The 2627-nt window shown below is 71.9% G+C and carries 1 protein-coding gene; it reads right to left on the bottom strand.

The window, feature by feature from the left end; genetic code table 11:
- Positions 1–2627: type I polyketide synthase (locus ABD329_RS47600; RefSeq protein ID WP_344318248.1), on the bottom strand; the 2627-nt coding region annotated here is incomplete at both ends.

Genomic DNA, 2627 nt, shown 5'->3' with positions numbered 1-2627 from the left:
CGATTTTGGCTGCGGTGGGGAGGGTGAGGTGTCCGGCGACGCAGGCGGCGGCGATTTCGCCTTGGGAGTGGCCGATGACGGCGTCGGGGTGGATGCCGTTGGTCTGCCAGAGTGCGGCGAGGGAGACCATGATGGCGAAGGTGGTGGGCTGGAGGACGTCGACGCGGTCGAGCGTGGGTGCGTCGGGTGCGCCGGTGATGACGTCGATCAGGTTCCAGTCGGTGTAGGGGGCCAGGGCCTCGGCACACTTGTTCAGCCGGGCCGCGAAGACCGGTGAGGTCTGGAGCAGTTGGGCGCCCATGCCTGTCCACTGGGCTCCCTGGCCGGGGAAGACGAAGACCGTCTTGCCGTCGGTGCCGGTCTCCCCGGTGACCAGACTGGGGTGGGGCCGCTCTTCGCTGAGGGCGGTGAGGGCCGCCGTCGCCTGGTCGAGATCGGTGGCGAGGACGACCGCGCGGTGTTCCAGCGCGGTGCGGGTGGTGGCCAATGACCAGCCCAGGTCCACCGGGTCGGTGTCGGGGTGGGCGTGAAGGTGGGCGATCAGACGCTCGGCCTGTGCCCGTAGCGCCGCCGGGCTCTTGGCGGACAGTACCCACGGCGCCACGCCTCCCGTGGCCACCAGCCCGGGAACCTCCGGTTCCGTGGCCTCCGTCTCTACGGCCGTCTCCTCCGGGGCCTGTTCGAGGATGAGGTGGGCGTTGGTGCCGCTGACGCCGAAGGAGGAGACCCCGGCGCGGCGGGGGTGTCCGGTCTCCGGCCAGGGCCTGGCCTCGGTGAGCAGGGACACCGCGCCCGATGTCCAGTCCACCTTGGCGGTGGGCTCGTCGGCGTGAAGTGTCCTGGGCAGTACGCCATGCCGCATGGCCTGCACCATCTTGATGACGCCCGCGATTCCCGCCGTGGCCTGGGTGTGGCCGATGTTGGACTTCAGGGAGCCGAGCCAGAGGGGTTGGTCGGCGGGGCGGTTCTGGCCGTAGGTGGCCAGGAGCGCCTGGGCCTCGATGGGGTCGCCGAGTGCGGTGCCGGTGCCGTGTGCCTCGACCGCGTCCACATCGGCCGCCGACAGCCCGGCGTTCGCCAGCGCCTGCCGAATCACCCGCTGCTGCGACGGCCCGTTCGGCGCGGTGAGGCCGTTGCTCGCGCCGTCCTGGTTCACCGCCGTACCGCGGATCACGGCCAGCACCTCGTGCCCGTTGCGGCGCGCCTCGGAGAGCCGCTCCAGCAGCACAAGACCGACGCCCTCGCTGAAGGTGGTGCCGTCGGCGCCCTCGCTGAAGGACTTGCTGCGGCCGTCGGGCGCGAGACCGCGCTGGTGGGAGAAGCTCACGAACCCGTCCGGGGTCGACATCACCGTCACACCCCCGGCCAGGGCCATCGAGCACTCGCCCTCACGCACCGCCTTGGCCGCCCAGTGGATGGCCACCAGCGAGGAGGAGCACGCCGTGTCCACCGTCACCGCCGGACCGGTCAGGCCCAGTGTGTAGGCCACTCGCCCGGACACCACGCTCCCCGACTTCCCCGTGCTCAGATAGGTCTCGGACCCCTCGGGCAGCTCACCGGCGTTCGTCGCGTAGTCGTGGTAGATGAGGCCGGCGAACACCCCGGTGTCGCTGCCCTGCATCGATCGCGGGGCGATACCGGCCTGCTCGAAGGTCTCCCACGCGGTCTCCAGCAGCAGCCGTTGCTGCGGGTCCATCGCCACCGCCTCGCGCGGGGAGATGCCGAAGAAGTCCGCGTCGAACTGGGTGGCCCCCTCCAGGAACCCGCCCTCGCGCACATAGGTCGTGCCCACCCGGTCCGGGTCCGGGTCGAACAGCGTGTCCAGATCCCAGCCGCGGTCGGCGGGGAACGCCCCGATGCCGTCCTCGCCGTCCGCCACCAGCCGCCAGAGCCCGTCCGGGTCGGTCACCCGACCGGGGAGCCGACAGGCCATGCCGACGATGACCACGGGGTCGTCCGCGTCGGCCCCCGGTCCGGTGACAGCGGTGGGGGCCGCCCGCGTCGAGCCGAACAGCTCGTCCCGCAGATACCCGGCGGTGATCGCGGCGGTTGGGTAGTCGAACACCACGGTCGCGGGGAGCCGCAGCCCCGTGGCGGCGTTGAGGCGGTTGCGTAGTTCCACCGCCGTCAGCGAGTCGAACCCGATCTCCCGGAAGGGCTGGTCCGGCCCGATGCTGTCGATCGTCGTATGACCGAGCACGGCGGCGGCCTCGGTGCGGACGAGCTCGGTGAGGTGGCGCAGCCGTTCGCCGTGATCGAGGGCGGCGAGCCGCTGCATGAGCGACGACGTGTCGGCGGGAGCCGGTGTGTGGGCCGTACGGCGCGTGGGGCGCCGTACGAGATGGCGGAGCAGCGGGGGAACGGGCCGCGCCCTGTCGTCGGCCCGGAGCGCGGCCGGGCTGATCTTGATCGGGACGAGGTGGGGGTGGGTGGCGGTGAGGGCCCTGTCGAGGAGGGCGAGCCCCTCGTCGTCGGTGAGGGGTGCTACACCGCCGCGATGGGTGCGCCGACGGTCCTCGGCGTTCATGGTGGCGGTGAGTGTGCTGGTGGTTTCCCATAGGCCCCAGGCGAGTGAGGTGGCGGGGAGTCCGGCGGCGTGGCGTTGGTGGATGAGGGCGTCGGTGTAG

This window comes from Streptomyces javensis, assembly GCF_039525925.1.
GTDB classification, from domain to species: Bacteria; Actinomycetota; Actinomycetes; order Streptomycetales; family Streptomycetaceae; genus Streptomyces; species Streptomyces asiaticus.
This window is presented reverse-complemented; position numbering and strand designations above follow the sequence as displayed.